Origin of the sequence: Glutamicibacter endophyticus, assembly GCF_048457885.1 — a bacterium.
GTDB lineage: Bacteria > Actinomycetota > Actinomycetes > Actinomycetales > Micrococcaceae > Glutamicibacter > Glutamicibacter endophyticus.
Genome location: NZ_CP174200.1, coordinates 3,154,311 through 3,176,674 on the forward strand (window position 1 = coordinate 3,154,311; position 22,364 = coordinate 3,176,674).

19 protein-coding genes are annotated in these 22,364 nt (G+C 64.2%); 4 read left to right on the forward strand and 15 right to left on the reverse strand.

All coding sequences use genetic code 11. The features are described from left to right. Positions 1 to 41: 41 nt before the first annotated feature. Both ACJD00_RS14745 and ACJD00_RS14750 read right to left on the reverse strand, forming a co-directional pair. On the reverse strand, positions 42 to 1,751 hold the full coding sequence (locus ACJD00_RS14745) for a flavin monoamine oxidase family protein (RefSeq protein WP_418907650.1): 1,710 nt from the start codon (positions 1,749 to 1,751) through the stop codon (positions 42 to 44). A 54-nt stretch (positions 1,752 to 1,805) separates the two neighbouring features. Then, positions 1,806 to 3,284, reverse strand: a complete 1,479-nt coding sequence (locus ACJD00_RS14750; protein WP_418907651.1) for an amino acid permease — start codon at positions 3,282 to 3,284, stop codon at positions 1,806 to 1,808. A gap of 100 nt (positions 3,285 to 3,384) precedes the next feature. On the opposite strand from ACJD00_RS14750, the gene ACJD00_RS14755 reads away from it, so the two are divergent. Then, positions 3,385 to 5,001, forward strand: coding sequence for a PucR family transcriptional regulator (locus ACJD00_RS14755; protein WP_418907652.1), 1,617 nt, complete (start codon positions 3,385 to 3,387; stop codon positions 4,999 to 5,001). Here the strand turns inward: ACJD00_RS14755 and ACJD00_RS14760 are convergent. Both ACJD00_RS14760 and ACJD00_RS14765 read right to left on the reverse strand, forming a co-directional pair. Continuing rightward, positions 4,998 to 5,789, reverse strand: coding sequence for a carbon-nitrogen hydrolase family protein (locus ACJD00_RS14760; protein WP_418907653.1), 792 nt, complete (start codon positions 5,787 to 5,789; stop codon positions 4,998 to 5,000). The two genes, ACJD00_RS14755 and ACJD00_RS14760, sit on opposite strands and share 4 nt — an antisense overlap. 127 nt (positions 5,790 to 5,916) lie before the next feature. Further along, positions 5,917 to 8,445 carry an esterase-like activity of phytase family protein gene (locus ACJD00_RS14765; RefSeq protein ID WP_418907654.1) on the reverse strand — a complete coding sequence of 843 codons (2,529 nt, stop codon included), beginning with the start codon at positions 8,443 to 8,445 and terminating at the stop codon, positions 5,917 to 5,919. A gap of 193 nt (positions 8,446 to 8,638) precedes the next feature. Between ACJD00_RS14765 and ACJD00_RS14770 the strand changes: the two genes are divergently transcribed. Next, positions 8,639 to 9,721 carry a hypothetical protein gene (locus ACJD00_RS14770; protein WP_418907655.1) on the forward strand — a complete coding sequence of 361 codons (1,083 nt, stop codon included), beginning with the start codon at positions 8,639 to 8,641 and terminating at the stop codon, positions 9,719 to 9,721. 13 nt (positions 9,722 to 9,734) lie between these two features. Here ACJD00_RS14770 and ACJD00_RS14775 read toward each other — a convergent pair whose 3' ends face one another. Further along, a complete protein-coding gene (locus tag ACJD00_RS14775) occupies positions 9,735 to 10,163 on the reverse strand; it encodes a rhodanese-like domain-containing protein (protein ID WP_418907656.1) in 429 nt (142 codons plus the stop codon). 93 nt (positions 10,164 to 10,256) lie between these two features. On the opposite strand from ACJD00_RS14775, the gene ACJD00_RS14780 reads away from it, so the two are divergent. Continuing rightward, the gene (locus ACJD00_RS14780) at positions 10,257 to 10,718 is read left to right on the forward strand and encodes an Lrp/AsnC family transcriptional regulator (RefSeq protein WP_309409710.1); all 462 of its coding nucleotides are present in this window, start codon (positions 10,257 to 10,259) and stop codon (positions 10,716 to 10,718) included. Here ACJD00_RS14780 and ACJD00_RS14785 read toward each other — a convergent pair. From ACJD00_RS14785 to ACJD00_RS14825, 9 genes are all read right to left on the reverse strand, one after another. Further along, the gene (locus ACJD00_RS14785) at positions 10,715 to 12,145 is read right to left on the reverse strand and encodes a histidine-type phosphatase (RefSeq protein WP_418907657.1); all 1,431 of its coding nucleotides are present in this window, start codon (positions 12,143 to 12,145) and stop codon (positions 10,715 to 10,717) included. The two genes, ACJD00_RS14780 and ACJD00_RS14785, sit on opposite strands and share 4 nt — an antisense overlap. Before the next feature lie 43 nt (positions 12,146 to 12,188). Further along, positions 12,189 to 13,187, reverse strand: coding sequence for a LacI family DNA-binding transcriptional regulator (locus ACJD00_RS14790; RefSeq protein WP_309409714.1), 999 nt, complete (start codon positions 13,185 to 13,187; stop codon positions 12,189 to 12,191). A 4-nt stretch (positions 13,188 to 13,191) separates the two neighbouring features. After that, positions 13,192 to 14,064 carry an inositol monophosphatase family protein gene (locus tag ACJD00_RS14795; RefSeq protein ID WP_418907658.1) on the reverse strand — a complete coding sequence of 291 codons (873 nt, stop codon included), beginning with the start codon at positions 14,062 to 14,064 and terminating at the stop codon, positions 13,192 to 13,194. Beyond that, positions 14,051 to 14,827 (reverse strand): HAD family hydrolase, encoded by a 777-nt coding sequence (locus tag ACJD00_RS14800; RefSeq protein WP_418907659.1) that lies wholly within the window; start codon positions 14,825 to 14,827, stop codon positions 14,051 to 14,053. Before ACJD00_RS14800 ends, ACJD00_RS14795 begins: the two co-directional genes overlap by 14 nt. Next, positions 14,824 to 15,912, reverse strand: coding sequence for an ABC transporter ATP-binding protein (locus tag ACJD00_RS14805; RefSeq protein WP_418907660.1), 1,089 nt, complete (start codon positions 15,910 to 15,912; stop codon positions 14,824 to 14,826). Before ACJD00_RS14805 ends, ACJD00_RS14800 begins: the two co-directional genes overlap by 4 nt. Before the next feature lie 49 nt (positions 15,913 to 15,961). Next, positions 15,962 to 17,131, reverse strand: coding sequence for an extracellular solute-binding protein (locus tag ACJD00_RS14810; RefSeq protein ID WP_418907661.1), 1,170 nt, complete (start codon positions 17,129 to 17,131; stop codon positions 15,962 to 15,964). Between the two features lie 48 nt (positions 17,132 to 17,179). Continuing rightward, positions 17,180 to 19,018, reverse strand: coding sequence for an ABC transporter permease (locus ACJD00_RS14815; RefSeq protein ID WP_418907662.1), 1,839 nt, complete (start codon positions 19,016 to 19,018; stop codon positions 17,180 to 17,182). Positions 19,019 to 19,241: 223 nt separating this feature from the next. Further along, on the reverse strand, positions 19,242 to 19,538 hold the full coding sequence (locus tag ACJD00_RS14820; RefSeq protein ID WP_418907663.1) for a hypothetical protein: 297 nt from the start codon (positions 19,536 to 19,538) through the stop codon (positions 19,242 to 19,244). Between the two features lie 39 nt (positions 19,539 to 19,577). Next, the gene (locus ACJD00_RS14825; protein ID WP_418907664.1) at positions 19,578 to 20,162 is read right to left on the reverse strand and encodes a DUF308 domain-containing protein; all 585 of its coding nucleotides are present in this window, start codon (positions 20,160 to 20,162) and stop codon (positions 19,578 to 19,580) included. An 85-nt stretch (positions 20,163 to 20,247) separates the two neighbouring features. On the opposite strand from ACJD00_RS14825, the gene ACJD00_RS14830 reads away from it, so the two are divergent. Further along, positions 20,248 to 20,595, forward strand: a complete 348-nt coding sequence (locus ACJD00_RS14830; RefSeq protein WP_418907665.1) for a nuclear transport factor 2 family protein — start codon at positions 20,248 to 20,250, stop codon at positions 20,593 to 20,595. 38 nt (positions 20,596 to 20,633) lie between these two features. On the opposite strand, the gene ACJD00_RS14835 is transcribed toward ACJD00_RS14830, so the two are convergent. Then, positions 20,634 to 22,289, reverse strand: coding sequence for a hypothetical protein (locus ACJD00_RS14835; RefSeq protein WP_418907666.1), 1,656 nt, complete (start codon positions 22,287 to 22,289; stop codon positions 20,634 to 20,636). Positions 22,290 to 22,364 lie beyond the last annotated feature (75 nt).

Below are 22,364 nucleotides of genomic sequence, written 5' to 3' on the forward strand. Positions count from 1 at the left end.
CTTCTAGCACTCGCAGTGCTCGCTACGCGGTGATGGCCGCGTTAGTCCAATTTCTTCGGGCCGAGTTCGGCCAGGAACTGGCCGGGGCCCGGGTTTGCCTCGGCGTCGTTACCGCCAAGGTGCTGCACAACGCCCCACACTGCATTCAATCCGGTGGTCACCGCGCCTTCGGCCCAGCCCGCGGTCCACGACACGTCGTCGCCGGCGAGGAAGATGCCGCGGTGTTCGGCGGCAAGGTTGGCCTGATCGAAGTGGGTGTACAGGCGCTCCTGGTAGCGGTAGTGACCCGGCAGGTTGGCCTTGAAGGCGCCCATGAAGTTCGGGTCGGCCTCCCAAGAGACGGTGACCGGCTGGCCCACGATGTGGCTGCGGATGTCCACGTTCGGGTAGATCTTCTCCAGCGAGTGCAGCATCAGTTCCATGCGGCGTTCGGCGGAGAGCGAGAGCCACTTCAGCGCATCGTCGTTCCAGGTGTAGGACAACAGGATCACCGCGGGCTGATCGTCCCCGTTATCCAGCAGGTAGGTGGCGCGGTTCAGGCGGTCGGTGAGGGTCATCGACATGACGTACTCGCCGGTGACCGGGTCGCGGTCCTTCCAGAACGGACGGTCCACCATGACGAAGGTCTTCGAGGACTGCATGTAGTGGCTGCGCTCGATCGCGGTCCACAGCTCTGCCGGGAAAAGCCCTTCCTCGGTGTCGATGCCGGTGGAGAGTAACCAGGACTGCACCGTGGAAACCACGGCCGGGTAGGTCGCGGTGCGCCCGAAGCGTTCGGTGATCTCGATGGCGTTCGAACCGTTGAAGCCGGGCTGCTCGGAACGACGGATCTTGGCCACGGCACCGCGCGGTGCGCCACCGTGCAGCGAGGCCAGCGTGGTGCCGGCTGGCCAGTGCTTGAGGTCGGCCGGGGCGTGGTTCCACAGGGCGTGCGGCAGTTTGGCCGCGCCACCGGTGATACCGCGGTGGTTATCGTCGGCATCGGTGTAGACCACGCGCAGGATCTCCAGGATGGAGTTCGGGAAGTCGGTGTCCCAGCCGCCGGAGCCGAAGCCCACCTGGCCGAAGGCCTCGCGGTGTTCGAATCCGGCCTCCTTGAAGGCCTTGGAGTTGGCGATGAAGCCGTAGAAGCTTTCCTCGTCGAACTCCTCGAGCAGCGAGTTCCAGATGCGCTTGACCTCGTGCACGTCGCGGTCCATGATGGCACGCTGCATTTCGTCGAACTTCGCGTCGTCGCGCAGGGCCTGTTTCCAGGCCTCGGCCACCTCATGGTAGAAGGCCGGCAGGTCCTCGTCCTTTTCCACGTAGACCTTTTCGCCCTTGAGCTCGATCACGGTGGAGTCGGTGGGCGCGGCCAGCGGGTTCGGAAAGTCGAAGGTTTCCAGGCCCAGCTTGTCGATGTAGTGGTACAGCGCCTTGCTGGAGACCGGGAAGCGCATGCCACCGAGGTCGCAGGTGATCTCCGGGGCCGAGGTGAAGCTTGCGGTGCGCAGACGGCCGCCGATCTCGTCGGCCTCAAAAACCACCGGCTTCAGACCCAGCTTCATCAGCTCGTAGGCGGTGACGAGGCCGGAAAGACCGGCTCCGATCACGGCCACCTCGGTACCGTACAGCGACTCGGGCACGCTACCCAGGCCCGCCGGGTGCTCCAGGTAGAGGTCGTAGTTGAACGGGAAATCAGGGTTCAGCATGTTGATGCTGCCATCGGCCTGTGGTGCCGCAGCGCCTGCCGCGTTGTGCAGTGAGGTCATGGAGTGTTCTGCAATCCTTCGGTAGTGATGTGCGTAAGTGGCGGGGGTGGGCGGTTACTTCTCGCCCAGGTGACTGTCGATGTATTCCTGCTTGCTCAGCTGCCCCAGGCGAGAGCGGCGGCGTCCGTAGCCGAGGTAGATCGCGGCACCGACGAGCATCCACAGACCGAAGACGGTCCAGGTGTGCCAGGACAGCTGGCTCATCAGGAAGGCGCAGGCGGCAACGCCCAGGATCGGGGTGACCGGGTAGAACGGCACCTTGAAGGTACGTTCGGCCAGCGGCTGCTTGCGGCGCAGGTAAATCACCGAGACACCGACCAGGCCGAAGGCGAAGAGCGTACCGATGCTGGTGGCGTCGGCCAGGGCACCGAGCGGGATGAAGGCCGCGGTGATCGCTATCAGGCCACCGGTGATGAAGGTGCCGGCCAGCGGGGTGCCGGTGCGCGGTGAGACCTTGGCGAAGACCGGCGGAACCAGTCCGTCGCGCGACATGGTCAGCAGAATACGGGTCTGGCCGTAGAGCACGGTCAGCACCACGGAGCCAATGGCCAGCACCGCGGAGGCCGCGAAAAGCAGCACAACCCACTTCTGACCGGTCAGTTCGGCCAGGATCTGCACTAGGGCGGCTTCGGTGCCGTCGAACCAGTTCCATTCGCGGGCACCGATCGCGGAGACAGCGACCAGCACGTAGGCGGAGGTGACGATGAGCATCGAGAGCAGGATGGCGCGCGGCAGGTCGCGCTTCGGGTTCTTGGCCTCTTCACCGGCCGTGGAGGCGGCGTCGAAACCAATGTAGGAGAAGAACACCGAGGAGGCCGCAGCGGTGACACCGGCGGCGCCCATGGGCAACAGCGGTTCGAAGTGACCGGCGTCGAAGGCGGTGAAGGCCACGATCGAGAAGAAGATCAGGATGCCGGTCTTGATGGCCACGATGATGGTGTTCGCGATCGCCGACTCACGGGCGCCGCGGGCCAGCAACAGGGTGGCCAGCACGACGACGATCAGCGCCGGAAGGTTCACCACGCCACCCTCGGAGGGGCCACCGGCCAGTGCGTCGGGCAGGCCCATGCCGAACACGCGCAGCGTTTCGTTGACGTACTCACCGGCGCCGACGGCGACAGCGGCCACCGAGACGGCGTACTCAAGCACGAGGCACCAACCACAGACCCAGGCGATGCCCTCGCCCATGGTGGCGTAGGAGTAGGAGTAGCTGGAGCCGGAGACCGGGACCATGCCGGCCATTTCGGCGTAGGACACCGCCGAGAGCAACGCGGTAATACCGGCAATCACGAAGGAGATCCAGATGGCCGGACCGGCAACCGGCACGGTTTCGCCCAGGATCACCAGGATACCGGTGCCCAGGGTGGCACCGACGCTGATCATGGTCAGCTGGAACACGCCAAAGCTGCGGCGCAGCGTACCGCGACCGGCGTTGGACTCCGCTTCGCGGACCATGGAGTTAATCGACTTGCGTCGGCGCAGCTGCGGACCAAGCGCGGTGGCCGGTCCGGTCGTGCCGGTGGTGGTGTTCATAGGCGTATCCTCATTGAAAGACGTGCAGTGGTGCCGAATACAAGCCTAGGCCTGTGAGGTGGCTCTCAGAACGGTTCGATTTGAACTAAAGTTGTCTGCCATGGGACAAATCGCACCTGAACCGGATACAACGATAACACCGCACGATCCGTTCACTCGGGCGTGGGATACCATCACGCTGGCCCGATTTCTTCGGCAACTTCCCGATGACGTGCGGGTACATCACGACGCGGGTGACCGACCGCTGCGTTGGGTCGAACCCAGTGATATCGATGACCCCACCCCGTATCTGGTCGACCATGAACTCATCCTCACCAGCGGATCGTTATTCGTCGAGCACGCCGAGGACCAGCAGTGGGTGGACTCCTTTGTGGCCCGGCTCGTCGAGGCCAAGGTCAGCGCCTTGGGTTTCGCGATGGACCCCTACTTCTTCGAGGTGCCGACCTCGGTGATCGATGCCTGCCGCCGCCACGACCTGACCCTGTGGGAGATCCCGGCCTCGCTGCCCTTTGCCGCCATCGGTCTGGCCTTTGCCAAACTCATGGAGGCCGACAGCGCACGCCAACTACGCCACAGCGCCGAAGCCAATCGCGCGCTGATGCGCTGCGTCGCCGCGGCCAACCCCGAGGAACAACTAGTTACCGTGCTCGCCCAACGGGCCGGGTGCGCGGTGCAACTACTGAGTCCCGCCGGCCGGCTGCGCCACTATGCCAGCGGCAGCAAGGGCACCGGGCTGGACGGGGCCGCACTGGCCAAGCTCTGCGCCGAAGCCGTGGATGCCCCGGCCGCCGGGCAGCTTGTCATGGAGCAGGATGAGTCCGGCACCCATCTGGCCTTCCCGATTCGCGCCGGCACCAGTGGAACCCGCAGCGCCGCCGTGCTCGGGGTGTTGCAGCTGAGCTTTGCGCAGACGCCCACCAGCATCGACCACGCGCTGGCCTCGACCGCGTTGGGGTTGCTCGAAGTTGTGGCGCGCCAGCGCATGGCGGGATCCTTCGCCCCGACCCAGCTGGCCACCACCATGCTGCTCACCGGTCGTGCCAATCTTGACGCCCGCGAATTGGAGCTTTTCGCCGGCTCGCTGGGCGGTCCGGCGCGCCGCCCGGTGCGTGTGGTGGCGTTGCGGCAACAGGGCGATCCCGGCGAGAGCGGGCTCGGGGCGGATGTCACCCCGCTGCGTTCGTTGCTGGATACCAAGCTGGTGCTGGCCGAAGACGCGGGGTTCCTGGCGATCACCCGGGCCGAACCGGTCAAGGCCCTCTTCGACCGGCTCAAGCGTGCCGGATACGTGGCGGCTTTCAGTCACCCGGCCGAGGTCAACCCCAAACTGGCCGGGCAGTTGGCCGACCTGACCGCGCAGGCCCGCGGCCTGTTGGGCCGCGCCCGGGAGGAAGGACGATGCCTGGATGCCGCCGAACTGCCGCGCACCTTCGCCTCGCTACTGCCGCAGCAGGCGGGGCGTCAGCTGGCCGAGGAAACCCTCGCCGGTGTGCTGGAGCTCCCGGCCAAGCGCCGCAGGTTGTACCTGCAGGTCTTGCGCGCCTGGTTGGCCGCCAACGGTTCCTGGGATGTGACCGCCGGGGCGATCGATCTGCACCGCAATTCGGTGCGCCGCCATATCGCCTCCATCGGCGAACTGCTCGACCTGGACCTCAGCGAGGCCGCGGTGCGAATTGAGCTGTACCTAGCGCTCTCATTCCTGCCGGAGCAGGATTAGCCGTCCCAGCGCTCGTACAGCTCGGGACGACGGTCGGCCAGGTAGGGGATCTCCGCGCGGGCGCTGGCCACCAGTTGCGGATCGAAATCGGCGAAAAGCAGATCCTCGTCGGCCGTGGCCCGCGCCAGCACCGTGCCATCGGGGCCGGCGACCACACTGGTGCCGGCCAGCTGGAAGCCGGCCTCGCTCCCGCAGTGGTTCGCGTAGGCGATATACATCTGGCTTTCCATGGCGCGGGTGGGCACCAGCGTGGTGCACACCGCCTCATAGCCCGCTCCCATCGCGGTGGGGACCAGCAACCCCTGCGCCCCTCGCAGGGCGGCGGCGCGCACGGTCTCGGGGAACTCGACGTCGAAACAAATCACCATGCCCAGGCGCAAGCCGCGGAAGTCGACGATCGTCGCCGGCTGATCGCCGGGCACGAAAACGTCCTTCTCCTCTTCGCCGAAGAGGTGCACCTTTTCATAGTGGCCCAGGCGCGCACCGGTCTCGTCGATGAAGGTCGCGGTGATTTTCCAGCCCGACGGGGAAATCTCGGGCAACGAGTACACCAGGGCGATCCCGCGGGAGACGGCAATTTCGGCCAGCCGGGCACGCGTCTCGGGCAGGATGGCGGGTTCGAGCTCATCGCGCAGTTGGTAGGGTGCGTAGCCGACCACGAAGAGTTCCGGGGTCAACAACAGTTCCGCGCCCTGCGCAACGGCCCGGTGCGCGGCAGCATCAATCGCGGCCAAGTTGGCGTCGATATCCAGCACCGCCGCCTGGGCCTGCATCACCGCGATCTGCATTGAGGGTCCTCCTGCGCGTCGTTTAATCGCTTGCTACTAGATTAATCCGTCAGGGGTGGCGCGGGGGCTAGTCCATTAGTACCGGTTGGGTGGCGAAGCTGGATGATTCGCACCAAAGCGGCGGCGATCAGTGACGACGTCGCATCCGTGCCGCGACCGCCACCACCGCACCGATCAGCAGGGCTGCCGCGCCGAGCCCGAGGAGTTGCTCGGCTGCGAAACCGGTGTCGGCCAGTTTCTCGTCGCGCTCCGGCGCCGAGGCTGTGCTGCTCGGTGTGGAACTTCGTTCCGGTGACTGGCTGGGTTCGGCCGAGACGCTGGGTTGCGGCGACTGGCTTGGCTCCGGGCTGTGCGTCGGCTCGGCGCTCGGGCTCGGGCTCGGTGCTGGCTGTTCGGTCAGCGCGAAGAGCTCCTCGACGGCGCCCAGGTGAGCGAAGACGGTCTCGCCCGTGGCGTCCTTGACCGCGTCGTTGTCGCTGACCACATACACCTGCCCGGAACCGGTCACCCCCAGTCCCTCGAGTTTCTCTTGCACCCGCCCGTTGTCGCCGGTCAGACTCGGCATTACGTCCACGGCAAGCTTCTTGTGCAACATCGGTACCTGGCCGGCCACCGGCTCCGGCAACGTCACCTGATATACGGCCTTGAGTTGGGCGTGCTCCCCCACCTGGTTATCGCGTTCGATGACGGCCAGCGACCCGTCGGGCAGTGCGGTGATCTCCGAGAGACCATTCCACTGCCCCTTTCCGGCGCTGGGCTCGAGTTCGTACCCAAACCAGGCGAAGTCCCCGTCGGCCGGGCGATACCGTCCGATCCGCACGAAATCCTCGCCGGGTACCTCGCGCTGCAGGGCGAAGACCACCTCCTCGTCGGCGTCGGCCCCACGCACGGTCACGCCCTCCAGCCCCTGCTTGCCTAGGTCAGCGACGACGTCCTGCGGCAGCGGAACCTCTTCGGTGACCGAACCCTGCGCGTCGAGGCGCAGCAACAGGTTTTCGGGCCCGCGGGTTCCCTCGTGAACGGCCCAAAAACCACCCTCGGCGCGGGCGGCAATGCCTTCTAAGTCGTAGTGGGCCGGGGCGCCGTCCTTGGTCACCGGGATACTGCCATCGATGAGCGCCGGACTTTGCGCGGTGTCGATGGAGTAGATCCGCGGTAGGTAGGCATTGTCGTTGACCGCGTAGAGCCGATCCGCGTTGGCCGGGTCCTGGCTCAGCCCACTCAGCGCCCCGAAGCCGGCGACCTTCTGGCCGTCGGCCTGCAGCTGCGGGAAGGCAGCCTGCGCGGCCCCGAAGTTGAAGAGGTTCAGCGAGGAACGCACCCCTTCCTCGGCCTCGTCGACCTCCGAGGAGATGGCCAGCAGGTCGCGGCCCGGAATCGGCAGCACGCCCTCGGGCCCGTTGGTAGTTGGCAGGCTCTGCACATAGCGCGGCTGCGTGGGATCGCTTAGCTCATAAACCGCCACGAAATTCGCCCGTTCGGCGGCGACAAAGGCGTAATCGACCCCGTTGAACTCGGCCACGGCCAGCCCCTCGGGCTCGATGCCTTTCTTCTCGGCCCGGTGCTCGGGGAACAGGCCCTGCGCCAGCGCCAGCCGTTCGAGCTCGTTCCCGGCGTCCCAGATGACCTCTCCGGTGCTGGTGTCGAAGACCGAGAACCCGCGGCTGCCGCCCTTCCAGTCGCCCTCATTGGCCGTCAGCAGGTAGCGATCCTGCGCCCAGGCAATCGCGTCGGGTTCGCGCGGGGCCTGTTCCAGCGAGCCGGAGGGATCGAGCTGCCCATCCTTGGCGATATCCACCCCTGCCACGTCCACCTCCCCGGTGCTGAAGGCCCCGGTAATTTCGCCGCTTGGCAGGTCGACGAGCACCACGCCATTGTTCTCCTGCAAGCTCACCGCCAGCTGGTTCTGCCCGTTGATGCTCACATACTCCGGCTCCGGGTCTTGGGGCGTATCGAGACCGGCCTGCTCCAGCACCGGCAAGGCCTGCGGGTCACCGGGATCGCCACTGGTCAGCGGGACCTCACGCAGCGACCACTGCGCAGGTTCGTTAGCCGCCAAATCCAGGATCGCAATGGACCCGGCCGGCGCCTGCGGCAATCCGCCATCCCCGGCTTCCTCATCACGTTCATTCTCGATGGCGATCGCCGCAAAGGCGCCGTCGGCGGATACCGCGATGGAATCCGGCTGCCCGGGTAGCTCGAAACTATGCACCACGGAGCGATCGGCAATCCGCACCACGTCGACCCGTCCGCTGGGCTGCGCATAGCTGGCGGAGGTATTGACCACCACAAAGACGTACTCGCCATGGGTGGCGACGCTGGTGGGCTCGTCTTCTTCATTACCCAGCTGCTTCAGCGACAGGGTGCCAAGACCCTGCGGGGCACTCGCGTTGGAAATGTCGACGAAGCCAATTTGCCGTGCCAACGCGTCGGTATAGATCAGTGTCTTCCCGTCGGGTGACACCGCGGAAATTTCGGCGGCCGTCACCGCCGACTCGCCCTCCGGGTGATTCTGATACACCGGGTAGGTGGCGGTGCGTTCGAAGAACTGCTGCTCGGCGGCCAAGGCCTCCGGACCGATCAGGGTCACACTTAGGGCCAACGATCCGGTGAGCAGGGCGCCGGCTAGTACACGAGGATGAAGGTTGCGATTCACGAGTGACTTTCGGTAGCGAAACGATGCGAGGGCCGCAGGAAATGAGGCCTCTCACAGGGTGGCAAGCCGACATGACCTGTTGCTTAACGGCAGGTGAAGGAACCGCACCGGCCAATATGTCGGCCCGTTTGCTTAGGATGAAGCACGCTTGGGGCAACCAGTGCCCGGGCCCAAGGATTCGAAAGGACTCGCGATGGCACTGCCAGCAATCCGTCGCCACGGTTTCGACCCGGTTTATGACCGGATGGATCGGGCCACCCTCATCGCCCTGTGTCACGATCGTGCAATGCCAGGTCTTGGCAGTCGCCCGGAGAACATGACCCGTCGGGAGCTAATCGATGCCATTCTCGATAGCGAATCATCCCCGGCCCCTGGCCCAACCGACGACTATCCCTTGCGCCGACCTCACCAATGGGTTCCTACCGCTCGGTTATCCGAGCTCACCGGGCAGCGGGTGCTCTGGCGCTTCGCCCAAGCCACGCTGGGAACGCTCCGCGCCTTGGAGCGTGCGGATACCACGGCCCTGCCCGACGATCGTTTTCCGCTACGCGCGGGCGATCTGGTGCTGACCGCGGTGAATACGAGCCCGGCACTGCTGCTGGGCATCGACCAGGTCGTGCAGGACGAGGCTGAAACCACCGCTCTGGAACACCTGGCGACCTTCTCGAATCCGCTGTCGCTGACTCAGCTCGAGGCACGCACCGGTAATCGTCTGCCCCGTGCCACGCAACTTCTTGCGATGCCGGACTCCAATCGATTGCTCGCGGCGGTGACCGACGCGCTAGCAACCCCGGCACCGATTTTCCTTACCGCCGGTGACTGCGCCGCGGGGGCATCGAAGGGCAGCTACCGCACGCTCTTGACGCTTGCCCTATTGCAATCCGGTACTCAGGAAGAGCCAATGTGTCAGGTTTGCGAACGCTACAACCCGTCCCGGCTCGAAGCGCATCTGGACCGCCCGGGGACCGAGGACCTGCATCTGGAAATTCAGGACCACATCGATGACACCGTGGTGCTCTGCAGCGACTGCCATGCCATGGCACATAACCCCACTGTGCAGCAGCTTGGAGGTTTCACTCGCCCCGCCTGCCCGGACTGCGGCGCCCCGAATCCGATGCAGATTATCTGGGGTGAGCCCGCCATTGCGTTCGACGAGGATGTGGTGCTCGCCGGATGCGTCATGTCTTCCGGACCAACACCTCGCTGGCAGTGCCGTGAATGCGAGGCTCGGTACTGGGTGGAATCTGCGCGGCACGCGCCGGAGCAGATGTTCTAGTCCGCCGCACGCCTTAGCAGCCACAGGCGGCGCCGCGCGGGGCAACCCGAGCGTCGACAGCCTCTGAGCGCAGCCCCTGCGCCGTAGCCACGTCGAATCCTTCACGGATCCAATATTCGATGCCGCCGAGCATTTCCTTTACCCGATACCCGGCCTGCGCGAAGGCGAGCGCGGCACGAGTTGCACCGTTGCAACCGGGTGTCCAGCAATAGGTGACCACCGCGGTTCCGGCGGGGATCAGTTCATGCGCGCGCCGCGGAATCTGCGCGGTCGGCAGGTGCACCGCGCCGGGAATATGCCCCTGTTCCCACGCCGCGTCGCTACGCGTGTCGACGAGTACGAAATCCTCATTCGCCTCCAGTGCCGCATGCACATCGGCGACGTCCGTTTCGTAGGCGAGTTTGGCGGAGAAGTGAGCGATGGCTTGTTGTTGAGTCTGCATGCCACCAACACTATGAGGAGTAGCTCGCGCATTGAAGATGAGAATCCCTGACTTTTTCACGGTATGCAATGAAAGTCGTGGGAAAATTCGAGGATGACCGCGAAACTTCCGATCACCCTCGATTCCGTAGATGCCGCACTGCTCGAACGCATCCAGCACAACGGGCGGCAAAGCGTCGCCGAGCTGTCGCGGAGCCTGAATATGAGCCACAGCGCCACCGCCGAACGACTGCGCCGTCTCGAAGAAAACGCGGTGATTAGCGGCTACGCGGCACACTGCGATCCAGAACGCCTGGGGTACAGCATCATGGCGTTTATTCATCTGCGCTACCCGAGTAGCAACTACGCGCCGCTTCATGAACTCATCGGCCAGATGCCCGAAATCATCGAGGCCCACCATGTCACCGGCGACGACTGCTTCATCATGAAGGTTATCGCCGGTGACATGAGGCATCTGGAACAACTCAGCGGCCGGGTGGGGTCCTTGGGAAGCGTGCGGACCTCGGTGGTGTATTCCTCGCCGCTAGCTTCCCGCGCCTTAGCACCGCGCGCCTAGTCTTGCTTCACTAGGTCTCCCAAGCAACGACGCAGTTCGGTGTCCGCGTAGAAGAAGCTGCCCTCTTCAATCGGTTCGCAATCGAATCCGAATGGGATTTCGCGCTCGTTGTAGAGCATCCGCACAAGCACCTCGTGATCGTCATTGGCATAGACATCCCACTGAATGTTCGAGCCCATCGGCGCGACCTGCGCCCCGCGCCAGTCATTGTTTTCGTAGCTGAATAGGCTATCGGACGGCTGGGCGGTGGTGCTGCCGGGCAACTGCAGCAGCGCGGCCAAGGGAATGATCTCCTCCGCGTGGGCGAAGCGGAAGTCCGCGGCTTGGGTAGTTTCACCGGTACGCACTCCGGTGACCGCGTCGAGCATATCGGAGAGCAGCACATCGGCCATCCGGTAGGTCACGTCGCTGCCGACGAAGCTTGGGCCCTTCTCGTAGAAATCTTCGGCTTCGGAGACGCGCGAGAGCACCAAGGCGTCGTCGTTGGTGAGGAACTGGCTAAAGTCGATGGGGTGCTCATCGGCCATACCCGGAGCGATAACGTACAGCTCATACAGGTACATGGCCGCATCGACGACGCTTTGCAGGTGCTTCTTTCCCTTGCCCCGATCGACCAGATCGATCGCGCCGCTATCGAGCTTAGCGATGAACTCTTCGGTAAATAGTCGACCGACCACCCGGCGAGCCACCTGCTGAATTTCCGGGTCGGCCTCGACCTTGTCGAGAGTTTCAGCCAGTAGCGGGTCGTTGTCCACGAAGTCGTTATAGGCTTCGTCGGTGTCGTGGAAGTAGAGCACGTCGGGCTTCGCCACCGGCTCGCCGATCACCTCCGCTAGGTCGTCGTCCTGGTCGGTCAGCCCCTGCACAAAGTTTTGTGCGCTATCCACCGCCCTGTCCACTCCGGAGGTCGCCACGTTGATCGGTAGTTCGTCGTCTTCGGCCTCCTCGAAGAGGTCCTCCATGCGCTCATAGGCACGCTCGGCCATATCTCGGTGCTCTCGTTGGCCCAGGGCACTGAGGTTTCCGTAGCCGACCTGTTCGTGCACGGCGGTGATCTCTGCGACCACCGGTCCGAGCCGCTGACCGGTCTCGGTGAGACCGTTCTCTGACTTGGCCATTTCCCAGAGCTGCGTGATCAGATCGTCATATTTCTTGCTCGAGAGCAAACGTGAGCCGTGGCGGGCCACATGTTCGAGCAATACCGGCTCAAACTCGTCGGGTGCCTCGGAGTATTCGATGTCCTTCGCCGGGGCCTGATAGGTCGCCTTGGTGCCTAGGGCTAGGCGCGCGGCATCCGGTGTCTGGGATTGGCTGAAGCTCTGGGTTTGCGGGGTTTCAGCCGCGAAGCCGGTGGTGCTGCACCCGGTTAACGCCAACATGGTGCCAACCAGTGCCAGCGAGGTGATCCGTGAGGTGGTGTCCTTCATGAATGATGCTCCTTGGAGTGTTGGTGATGGTTCCTGCGGGGTGTTACAGGTCTGTGGTCGAAGCGCGAGCGACAAGGCTCGGGGTGTAGAACTCGCGCAGTGGCTCGGTGCGTCCCTCGCCGCGTTCGACGAGGGCGTCCACGGCGCGTCGTCCCATCTGCGCTTGCGGCTGATCGATGCTCGTGAGGCTGGGGTAAAGCAACTCGGTCAAGTGCGTGTTGTCGTAGCCGATGACCGACAGGCGATCCGGTACGGGGATGGATTGCTGATGGGCCAGGCGGATGACCTCGGCCGCCGTCAGGTCGTTATTGCACAGCAGCGCGTCGAGGTCCCGTTCATCGAGCAGACGCTGCAGGTCGATCTGTTCGCCCGAGGCGATCTGGATCAGGCAACTGGGCAAGTTCGCATCGGCCAGAGCCAGCTGCACGCCCTGAACACGCGCCTGACTGGTGGCGCTCAGCGAGCGGGACAGGTACCCGATACGGCTTCGCCCGCTAGCAATTAGATGTTCCACCGCCAGCCGGGCGCCGAGGATATCATCGCTGGCGATGGTATCGATCACCGGCGGCGGATCGGCAATCTGGGTGACCACCACGGTCGGGACCTCCGCACCAGCCCTCTCCAGCACCTCTCTGGGCACCCAGGACGAGACGATCACCAAGCCATCCACGCGTAGCTCGATCATCGTGTCGATCTGCCGCCGCAGCTCCGCCTCGGAGTGGCCGCCGTGGCCGATAAGCACACTGGCGCTCAGTTCCCTAGCGCGCGCTTCCACCCCGTCCACGATTCCGGTGTGGTGTTGGTTTCCCAGCTGGTTCAGAACCACACCGATCAGCCCCGAGACCCCGCGCACCAAGGAGCGCGCAGCCGAGTTTGGTCGATACCCTAGGTCTTCTGCGGCGTCCAAGACCAGCAGACGGCTTGCTTCGCTGACGCCCGGATCTCCACGCAGTGCGCGTGAAGCCAGTGACTTAGAAACCCCGGCGCGTTCGGCCACATCGATGATGGTGGGTCGCCGGCCGCTGGCAAGCTGCAGTGACATGGGGCTAGTCCCCGATTCCCGCGCGGCGGCGCGAGACCCGCTCGACGAAGCTCTCTAACGCCGGATAGTGCGCGCCGGGTCCCGCCGCCATGAAGGCCGGGGCCAGGTGGTCCGGGCGCTGAGCCTGCGGGGCATCTAACCAGACCGGACGGTAACTGCCCCCGGCGCGTCGCACGATCAACGCGCCGGCGGCCACATCCCAGGGGTTGACCGAGCCGCCGAATGCGCAGTCCACCCAGCCGGCCGCCACGTGGGCTAGGGTCAACGCCCCGGATCCGGTGCGACGAAGCGAGGAGAACGCCTCGATCAAGGTGCCGGCATCTTCCAGTGCCGTGGATCCTTCCACGGCGAGATCGCGGGCGGTTGGGTACCCGGTGATCATGGTGGCCGCATCGGCCGGCTGAGCGGGAGCGGTGCGCAGGACGCTGCCGTCCAGATAGGCGTGCCAGTCATCGGCGCTGAACATGCGGTCGGCCATCGGATCGTAGATGACCCCGGCACGCAGTTCCTCGTCGACCTCCGCCCCGATGGACACGCAGAAGAAGGCCAGTCCCTGGGCGAAGTTCGACGTTCCGTCGATCGGGTCCACATACCAAGTCACCGGGCCGTCGCCGCCACGTGTGCCGCCTTCCTCACCGACGATGCGCCAGCTCGGGTCACGCTCCAGCAGGAACGGAACGATGAGTTCCTCGGCGGCCCGATCGTGCGCGGTGACCAGGTCGTGGCGGTCGCGCTTGTAGTCGATCTCCATCTTCGAGCGGAACACGGTGCGCAGGTAGTCGCCGGCCAGCCGGGCGGCATCCTCGGCGACCAGGCGCAAGGTCTCGGCGTCGTGGCCGGTGACCGTCGAGTGGCTCTGGGTCTTAGGTAGGGACATGAATTTTCCTCATTTCGTTCAACAGGTCTCGTGGGGTGCCCAGTACTAGGTCGGCGCTGACCGGCACGTCATAGGGGCGGGCGGCGCTCCCCGGCGAAGGCATGAGCACGTTGGCGCCGATACCCGCACGGGTGCCGCACAGCACGTCACGGTCCAAGTGGTCACCCACGTACCAGCAGTCGGCGATATCTAGGTTCAGCGCCTGGGCGCCGAGGTGCAGGAAGTCGGGGTTGGGTTTGCGGAGGCCACATTCATCCGAATACAGCTCGGCGACGAAGTAGTGGCTGAGCCCCTGCTCCGCGAGGTAGTCGCGGTGCACCTGCCCGCACATAGCGTTGGAGACGATCGCGACGGGCAAGCCGATCTGCTGGCACCATGCCAGTAGCTCCTCGATGCCGTCGCGCAGGGTGCGCAGTTCCTTGGTGGAGCTAATCAGGTAGCACAGCGCCGCGATGTGTTGGACGATGGTTGCCCGAGCTTCGTCGGGCCAGTCTGCCGCGATGAAGTCCATCACGTAGCTTTCCTGATCCAGTTCTCGCGGGTAGCGCGGACGAGACATGGCGTTGCGCCACAGGCCGGCGGCCACCGCACCGGCGGTGATGTCCGCCAACAGGCGTTCGCGCGGGACCAGCGGCCCCTCTCCCACCAGGCTCAATACGGACTCGGTGACCGTCTGCTGCCACCCGACGGGCTTTTCAGAATTCACGATGACTCCGCCAAAGTCCAGCAACAGGCCGCCGGGCAGGTCTAGATTCTGCCTCATGCCGCAACCTCCATTCGTTCGTAACGCACACCCGAGCCAGTGAAAAGGTGCACCGCCTGCGGTGCCACAAGGACCGGTACCAGTTGCCCCTGCGCCACCTGCGGACAACGCTGAGTGGTGGCGAAGTACCGACGTGCCCCGTCGTTCAGTTCGACGATCCACGACCCGCCGGTGGGCAGAAGCGCACTGACACGCAGGTCAAGGGTGAGCTGACCGCTACCGGGGCGATGCACCTCGCTGGTCAGCTGCAGGTCTTCGGGGCGGATCCCCAACGTGGCCACGTGTGGGTCGATGTGTTCAAGCCAAGCGTCGGCCTGCGCGTTCTGGCCGCGCTCAAAGATGTTGATCGGCGGGTTGCCCATAAATTCGGCAACGAACCGGTTAGCCGGGGCGTTGTAGATTTCCATCGGCGTGCCGACCTGCTGGATTTGGCCCCGGTTCATCACCACAATGCGGGTGGCTAGGGTCATCGCCTCGAATTGGTCGTGGGTCACGAAGAGCATGGTGTTGCCCGTCTGACGGTGCAGGCGTTGGAACTCGGCACGCATCTCCAAGCGAAGCCGCGCGTCGAGATTGGAGAGCGGCTCATCCAGCAGCAGCACTTCGGGACGGGCGGCCAGCGTACGAGCGATGGCCACGCGCTGTTGTTGCCCGCCCGACAGCGCCGACGGGTACCTGTCGGCCAGCTCCGCGATGGCTAAGGTATCCAGCGCCTGTTGCACGCGCAGCTCGCGTTCGGCCTTCGGCAGTTTTTGCACGCGCGGGGCAAAGCAGACGTTCTCGCGCACGCTCAGGTGCGGCCAGAGCGCGTAGTTCTGGAACACCAAGCCCAGGCCGCGTTGCTCGGCGGGGATACAACGCCCGCTGGATACGTCGTCCACGACCCGATCTCCGATCACGATCCGCCCCGAGCTGGGATTTTCCAGCCCGGCGATCATGCGCAGCGTGGTGGATTTGCCGCAGCCCGAAGGTCCGAGCAGGCACAGGAATTCACCTGGTTCGATCTCTAGGTCCAACCCCTGCACACTGGGCGTGCGGCTACCGGGGTAGGTTTTACTCAGCGCGCTGAGCGTTATCTGCGCCATGGCGCGATCCTCCATCCTGAGGGCGGGGCCGATTCACCGGCCGAGTTAGCTATTTGGCCGAGGTGCGCCAGAGGTCCTGCCACGCCTCGCGTGAGGCCCAGTCTGTTTCCAGGCCCGCATTGTTGAACTGGAAAATCTGCTCGAGGTGCTTGCCGACATGGGCCGGGTCCTCAGGCTGGGTGATGCTGGAGTTCGCCGAGATCTTGCCGTCGGCGATCTGTGGGGCGATGCCCTCGGCGGTCAGCGCGAAGTGCACGTAGAGTTTGGCGGCGTTCGGGCTCTTGGTCCCCGAGGCGATGGTCAGCCCCTTCGGGGATGCCTTGCCCACCCACGGGACCATGCCTTCGCAGACACCGAGGGCGTAGCCCTTTTCCTCAATATTTCGGTACTTGGCGCTGGACATCAGGGCCATCGGCGGGTTCTGCTGACCGGTGGCGCCCACGGCCTCGGAGGACTCTTCGCTGGACTTGGTCAGAATCGGCTGGTTGGCTGCCATACGGGCCACCCATTCGGCCGCAGCGGAATCCTTATCGGTCTTCAGTTCTTCGCCAAAGGCCTGCTGGTAGGCCTCGCGCAGGGCGTCCTCGCCGAAGCTCGCCATCTGGCTGTACCAGTCCAAGGCGCCGTTGTCCCCCACCGGGTCTTGGAAGGCCACCTTGCCGCGGAACTCCTCGGTGGTCAGGTCCCAGATATTATCGGCCGGGCAGCTCTGAAACGCCTCGGTGTTATAGGTCCAGAAGCTCGGGTCGGTGATCATCACCAACGGCTCACGCATCGACGGGTCGATATGCTCGGCCACGTCGCCAGGTACCCAGCTGGTCACGAAGTTGTTGGGCAAGAGCTGGTTCTTCAGCGCCGGAAGATCGGATATCGCCACCACATCGCCCACGACGTTGCCCGCCTGCGCTTCCCGGGTGACTTTCTCGATGGTTTCCGCGGCATCGGCCTTCACGCCGGTGGCCTCGATACCGTACGTCTTGGTGAAAGCCGCCGCCATCTCCTCCACCTTCGAGGTGCTGTCGTAGATGGTGATGGGGCCCTCGGATTTAGCGGCGGCGATGAGTTCGTCGAGGTTGTAGTCCTCGGCGGATTCGGTGACCGCGACGGGTCCAGGGTTTGCGCTGGACGCGGGATTGCCCCCGGCGCATCCGGTAAACAGCAGCGCTCCGATGGCGAGGGTAGCGAGGGTGGCCATACGGCCGGTGCTGATGATGGTCATGGCGTTCTGCTCCTTGGTGCGATGGTGTTGCGATGGTGTTGTTGAGGTTTAGCCGCCTAGCCCATCGGCTAGGTTGCTACGGAAAAGTCGTTGGGTCGCCCAGGTGCCGAAGAGGGCAATGGCGCAAATCAGCACCACCACGGCGTTCGCGGCGTGGGTGTAACCGAAGTCGATCAACGTCATGGACAGCGTGGTCATAAGCTGGGTGCCCGGGGTGGCCAGAATGATGACGAGGCTCAGACCCTGCACCCCCGAGACGAAGGGCAGCAAGGTGGCGCTGGCCACCGAGCCACGTAGCATCGGAATGATCACGGTGCGCATCCGTCGGGTAAAGCGCGCCCCGAGGCTTTGTGCCGCTTCCTCGGCCTCCTGCCCCAGCTGCATCATCGCCGACACCCCGGCCCGTGAGGCAAAGGGCATTTCATCGGCGATCATGATCAGGATCAGGATGGTGGCGGTGCCATAGAGTGCGGGGATGGGGCCGCGCGGTACGGCGAAGAGGGAGAGGTAGGCCACCGCGAAGGCTAGACCCGGCACGAGGTAGGGCATGAAGGTGATGACGCGCAGGGCGGTGCCCAACTGCCGAAGCGGGGAGCGCACCACAACGTAGCCGACAAGCAGCCCCAGCAAGCCCGTGCAGATCGCGGCCAGTCCAACCATCCACAGGGTGTTCCAGGCCGCGTGCCATGTCTCTGGCGAAACCAGCACGCCCCGGTTGAATCCCACGGTGGGAAGGTTGCGGCCGATCCAGTAATCCAGGGTGAAGTTCGACGGGGCGAAATGGCCAGGCACCCGCATCACCGTGGACAGCACCAATGTGCCCAGGGGCAGTACCACGGAGATCGTGAACAACGCGGCGACCAGCGTGAAGGCGAGAACCTTGAAGCGTGCCAGCGGCACCACACGCGCCGCGAGGCTCTTACCCGAGACGGTCATGAAACGCTTGGTCTCGCGCAGGAAGCGAATATCGATCAGGAGCGAAATCCCGCCGAGCACCACCATGACCGCTGCGATCACCGCCGCTACCCCGGACTGCTGGGTAGAAATGCTTTGGTGCAGGGTCGTGGAGAGGACCTGGAATCCGGCCGGCAACCCCAGTACGTAGGCCACGCCGAATTCTCCGACGGCCTTGGCGAACATCAGGGTCGCGGCGGAGAGTAGCGCCGGACGCAGCAACGGCAGAGTGATTCGCCGCCACCGTTCCGCGGCCGTGGCTCCGGCCATTTTGGCCGCTTCATCCAGCTCCGAGGGAAGGTTCCTCATGGCGTTGGTGACCAGCAGGATCACGAAGGGAGTGAAGTGCAGGCAGAAGATCACGATAATGGGCAACGGCCCATAGGCCAGCCAGTTCGGAGGCTCCCATCCTAGGGACTCGAGCCAGCCCAGTTGCCCTGCGCTGCTGCGGTTTTTGAAGATCGTCGTCCAGGCCAGCGCGAAGGTCCAGGCCGGCAGCATATAGGGCACGATCAATGCACTGGAGAACCAGCGCCGAGCCGGCAGATCGGTACGAGCCAGCAGCCAAGCCATCGGCACCCCGATCATCAGGGCCAGCGCGATGGAACACAGCGAAATAAGCAGGGTGTTGCGTAGCGGCGTGTAAAAAATGATCTCGGAGACCGGGGAGCTAAAGACTCGCGCCAAGTAGTAGCTGGTCAACTCGCCCGCTCCGGCTCCGGCCTTTGCCTCGTCGCCGAAGCCGACCTGCACGGCGCCCAGTAGCAACGAGATCACCGGAGCCACGATGAGGTACCCGAAGAGCAGAATCAACAGGATCCCGATGAGCGTGGCCGGGTGCCGGAAATTCACCTTCGTGCGGTACGCCAGCCCCTGGGTTTGTGGACGCACTTGGCGTGTGGAACGTTCCCTTTTCGGGGTAATGAGTGCCATACATCCCTCCACGTGACCGGTGATTACGGGGCCGACGAGGAGGTTTCCCCGCGGCACCTGTTTGAGGCTATGTGGCGTGAGCAACGTTCAGATGGCAGTAAAGTGAACGGCTCGAGTCATCAAGTGGAACGTTCCCCTGTCGAGGCACGAAAAAAGCCGCCGCGGCGCTCCACATCGTGTGGTGCGCCGCGGCGGCCTACAAATCTAGGGCCAGCAAGGGGCTTTAGTCCTCGAACTTCTTCTGCGGGTTGGCCGAGGAGCGGTTAACGCCCGAGCCTTTGCCCAGCGACTCGTCATTTTCCTTGGAAGCCATCGTCAGCACGGAGATGACCAGCAGGCAGGCGACAAAGGCGATGCCAAAGCACAACAGACCGATGTCGTAACGAATCGGGTTCTCCGAACCGCCCGTGGAAGTAATCATCCCGACGATTCCGGCGATGAGCGCCATCACCAGTGAGAAACTCAGTGGGCCCTTAATCGACTGGCTCCACGGTTGTTTCTTCTGTCCGTTATTTCCCACCGGAAACTCCGTTTCTATCTTTCTTTGGTCAGCTGAAGTCTAGTTGCTTTCCGGCGTACCGGGGTCGGTTTGTTCCTTGCGGGCCTCGTGACGATGGCCGAAGGCTGCGATAAGCACGAAGACCGCGAAGATGATCGCGCCACCACCGATCAGCCCGAACATGCCGTGCGCATCGAGCGATCCGCCAACAGCCAAGGCCGCAGCCAGTGCAACCGACACCGCCCCGCTGACCAACTGATTGCGGTATGGCGGGAACATCGCCCGATACTTGGCGAAAACAAGGATCTCGCTGATGCCTGCCACGAGGAACCCGAAGGCCGCCATGAAACCAACCATGGCCGGGGTGCCCATGAACAGCGTGACAATACCGGCGATGAGCATGAGCCCGGATCCCAGCGCGTAGAGACCGCGGGACTTTTCGGGCGCCGAGGGCACCGAGGCGTACTGCCACATGAAGACGCCGGTCACCACGAGGAGGGCACCGGTTGCATAGGCGAGCACCTGGGTGTCGGCGTTGATCCAGAAAATCGAGGCCAGCGCGTAAATGAGCGCGCTTAGTCCGCGCAGGAAGACGGGGCGGAAAACCTCTGAAGCTTGAACTGGGGTGGTTTTGTCGGCAGGCACGCATCTATTCTACCGGGCATAGAACAAAGGGCTAACTCACGGAGCATGGGCTTGCGCACGCCGGTAGAAAGGAAAGAATGTGGCTATGACCTTCGCGGAACAGCTGATCGCACGCCACGTTAACGCATTCAATGCCCGTGACCTCGACGCATTGCTGGCAGATTTCACCGACGACGCCTCTTGGGTCACCGGGGATTACAGCGTCCCTGCCGGTGGGTTGCGTGAATTCTTCGACGAGGCGATGCGTGCGATCCTGCCGCACCTCGAGATCCGCAGAGTGATCGATGGCGAACAGGTGGTGGCCGCGGAGCTCACCGAAACGTGGGAACATCAGGGTTCCACCCGTCGTGCCGCACTGATCGCCGTCTTCGATATTGAACGCGGACGCATCAGCCGCGCCAAGATCTATCGCGAGGGGTCGGCCGACGCTTAAACCAGGCAGACTGGTGCCGATGTCCGCAAGCACGGTAGCTACTTGGGTTCGAAGTTGATCGTATTGCGCCACAACCGTTGCTCGGGATCCACGTGCTTTGGATATCGCACCCAGGGCAAGCCGTCCTTCACCACGATCTCAAATAGTCCGGCATGCCGGTCGGTGTGATGTCCCGGATGGATGCTGGCCCCGTTCAGCACACTGGTCGGCCCGCCGTTGACCCATTCTTGAATATGGTCGACCTCGCAATGTTCGGGCGGGACCGTGCACCCCGGGACAATGCATCCACGGTCCCTGGCCAAGATGGCCCGTTTCATCGCGGTCGGGAAGTAGCGTTGGGAGCGTCCGACATCCAGGATCTCGCTGGATCCGCCCAGCACCATGGGGATGATGTTCGCCTCGCACAGCATCCGGCGTAGCGTACCGGGATCGATCGCTAGGCCGTGGGCCGTAATTCCACCGACCGTGGGTAGTCTCCCTGCCCCGGATGCCTCCGGTAACTCGAGTCCGTGCCGGTCCGCGAGGGCCAGCATCTCGCGTAGTGGCATATGCACAATCACGGTCGGCCGAAACAGGCCCTTCGGTTTTCCGGAGCCCGTCGCGGCGATCCCGGCGCTGTTTCCAGTGATCTGCGAGCGCAAGGCATTGGTCAGTCCGGCCAGACGACGTTGCGCAACGGTGGGTTCCGGAGCGCTCAGGTCGACGGCGCAGGCGGAGGCAGCTTCTTCGTCGGTGAGGAAGTCTGGATGGGGCAGCTCGTCCTGTCCCGCCTTGCCAGTTGGGCCGACGCTTGCTTTTGCGGAATCGACCGCTGAGGCGTGAGCCTGTGTTTTGGGGTGGTCCACGTTGGCGATCAACGATTCAAGTAACTCGCTGTCTTCCCCTGCGGCCTTAAAAACGTATGTCGTGATGCCGTTCTTGGTGCCTTTGCGAAAAAGCCCGGTGCCGACCAGCGGGTCGGTGGCTTTCTGGATGTCGGTGGCGCGACGGAAGAATTTCGATAACCCATCGGCGCGCGTGCGTGGATCTTCTTCGCCGAGCAGGGTGGCGGTCTGTTCTTCTAGGTCGGCGGACTCGTTGTCGTCGGCCACTTTCTCCAGGCGGCGCGCCGCGGCCAACACCCCATGGGGGTCAGGCGTACTCGTGAACTGTTCGGCGAGCCGGATGAAACGCGGCTGCTCGGGAAGCTCTGCGCTGGCGGGACGAGCGATGAGCCGGTGGGCATCTTCGACCCGGGCTTTTGCGCCGAAGAACTCGATGCGCAACCATGCGGCGAGGAAGCTGGTGGCGTTCTGGTACGTGGGACGCCCGGGGACCAAAGCGCACGGGCCATCGAGCATACGCTCCAGATCGGGCTCCTTAGCCTTCGGCGAGTCATCCGCGGCCGGTGCTGTGGCTGAGGCGGATTTGAGATGGTCGAGGGTGGCCACTGGCAGGGCGTGAGCAGCGGTGACTTCGACCCTGTGGGCTGCGTGGATCTGGTTCCGCACCACCTCGTGCTCCAGCTGCTCGATCTGCAGTGCCGCCAATGCGGCCACGCGCGGGTCCGCGTTCTGGGCTAGCAGACGTGGGAGTTCGTGCAGATAGTCGGTGATCTGCTTTAGGGCGTGCAGATGCCTGGCCGCACGCTGCTGCGGGTCGAGGTTCGCGGTGGCCTCGTCGTTCAGGGACCGGGCCAGGTCGGTGATCTGCATAGGCCCAGTCTCGACGCGCCGCGGCCGCGGTGCTATGCGGGCTTGCGAACTGTGGATAAGAAGGCGCGGGAGCCC

Excerpts from the sequence above, each read along its gene's own strand:
- ACJD00_RS14745 (WP_418907650.1), bottom strand. The coding sequence starts at position 1,751 with ATGACCTCACTGCACAACGCGGCAGGCGCTGCGGCACCACAGGCCGAT.
- ACJD00_RS14750 (WP_418907651.1), bottom strand. The coding sequence starts at position 3,284 with ATGAACACCACCACCGGCACGACCGGACCGGCCACCGCGCTTGGTCCG.
- ACJD00_RS14755 (WP_418907652.1), top strand. The coding sequence starts at position 3,385 with ATGGGACAAATCGCACCTGAACCGGATACAACGATAACACCGCACGAT.
- ACJD00_RS14760 (WP_418907653.1), bottom strand. The coding sequence starts at position 5,789 with ATGCAGATCGCGGTGATGCAGGCCCAGGCGGCGGTGCTGGATATCGAC.
- ACJD00_RS14770 (WP_418907655.1), top strand. The coding sequence starts at position 8,639 with ATGGCACTGCCAGCAATCCGTCGCCACGGTTTCGACCCGGTTTATGAC.
- ACJD00_RS14775 (WP_418907656.1), bottom strand. The coding sequence starts at position 10,163 with ATGCAGACTCAACAACAAGCCATCGCTCACTTCTCCGCCAAACTCGCC.
- ACJD00_RS14780 (WP_309409710.1), top strand. The coding sequence starts at position 10,257 with ATGACCGCGAAACTTCCGATCACCCTCGATTCCGTAGATGCCGCACTG.
- ACJD00_RS14785 (WP_418907657.1), bottom strand. The coding sequence starts at position 12,145 with ATGAAGGACACCACCTCACGGATCACCTCGCTGGCACTGGTTGGCACC.
- ACJD00_RS14790 (WP_309409714.1), bottom strand. The coding sequence starts at position 13,187 with ATGTCACTGCAGCTTGCCAGCGGCCGGCGACCCACCATCATCGATGTG.
- ACJD00_RS14795 (WP_418907658.1), bottom strand. The coding sequence starts at position 14,064 with ATGTCCCTACCTAAGACCCAGAGCCACTCGACGGTCACCGGCCACGAC.
- ACJD00_RS14800 (WP_418907659.1), bottom strand. The coding sequence starts at position 14,827 with ATGAGGCAGAATCTAGACCTGCCCGGCGGCCTGTTGCTGGACTTTGGC.
- ACJD00_RS14805 (WP_418907660.1), bottom strand. The coding sequence starts at position 15,912 with ATGGCGCAGATAACGCTCAGCGCGCTGAGTAAAACCTACCCCGGTAGC.
- ACJD00_RS14810 (WP_418907661.1), bottom strand. The coding sequence starts at position 17,131 with ATGACCATCATCAGCACCGGCCGTATGGCCACCCTCGCTACCCTCGCC.
- ACJD00_RS14815 (WP_418907662.1), bottom strand. The coding sequence starts at position 19,018 with ATGGCACTCATTACCCCGAAAAGGGAACGTTCCACACGCCAAGTGCGT.
- ACJD00_RS14830 (WP_418907665.1), top strand. The coding sequence starts at position 20,248 with ATGACCTTCGCGGAACAGCTGATCGCACGCCACGTTAACGCATTCAAT.
- ACJD00_RS14835 (WP_418907666.1), bottom strand. The coding sequence starts at position 22,289 with ATGCAGATCACCGACCTGGCCCGGTCCCTGAACGACGAGGCCACCGCG.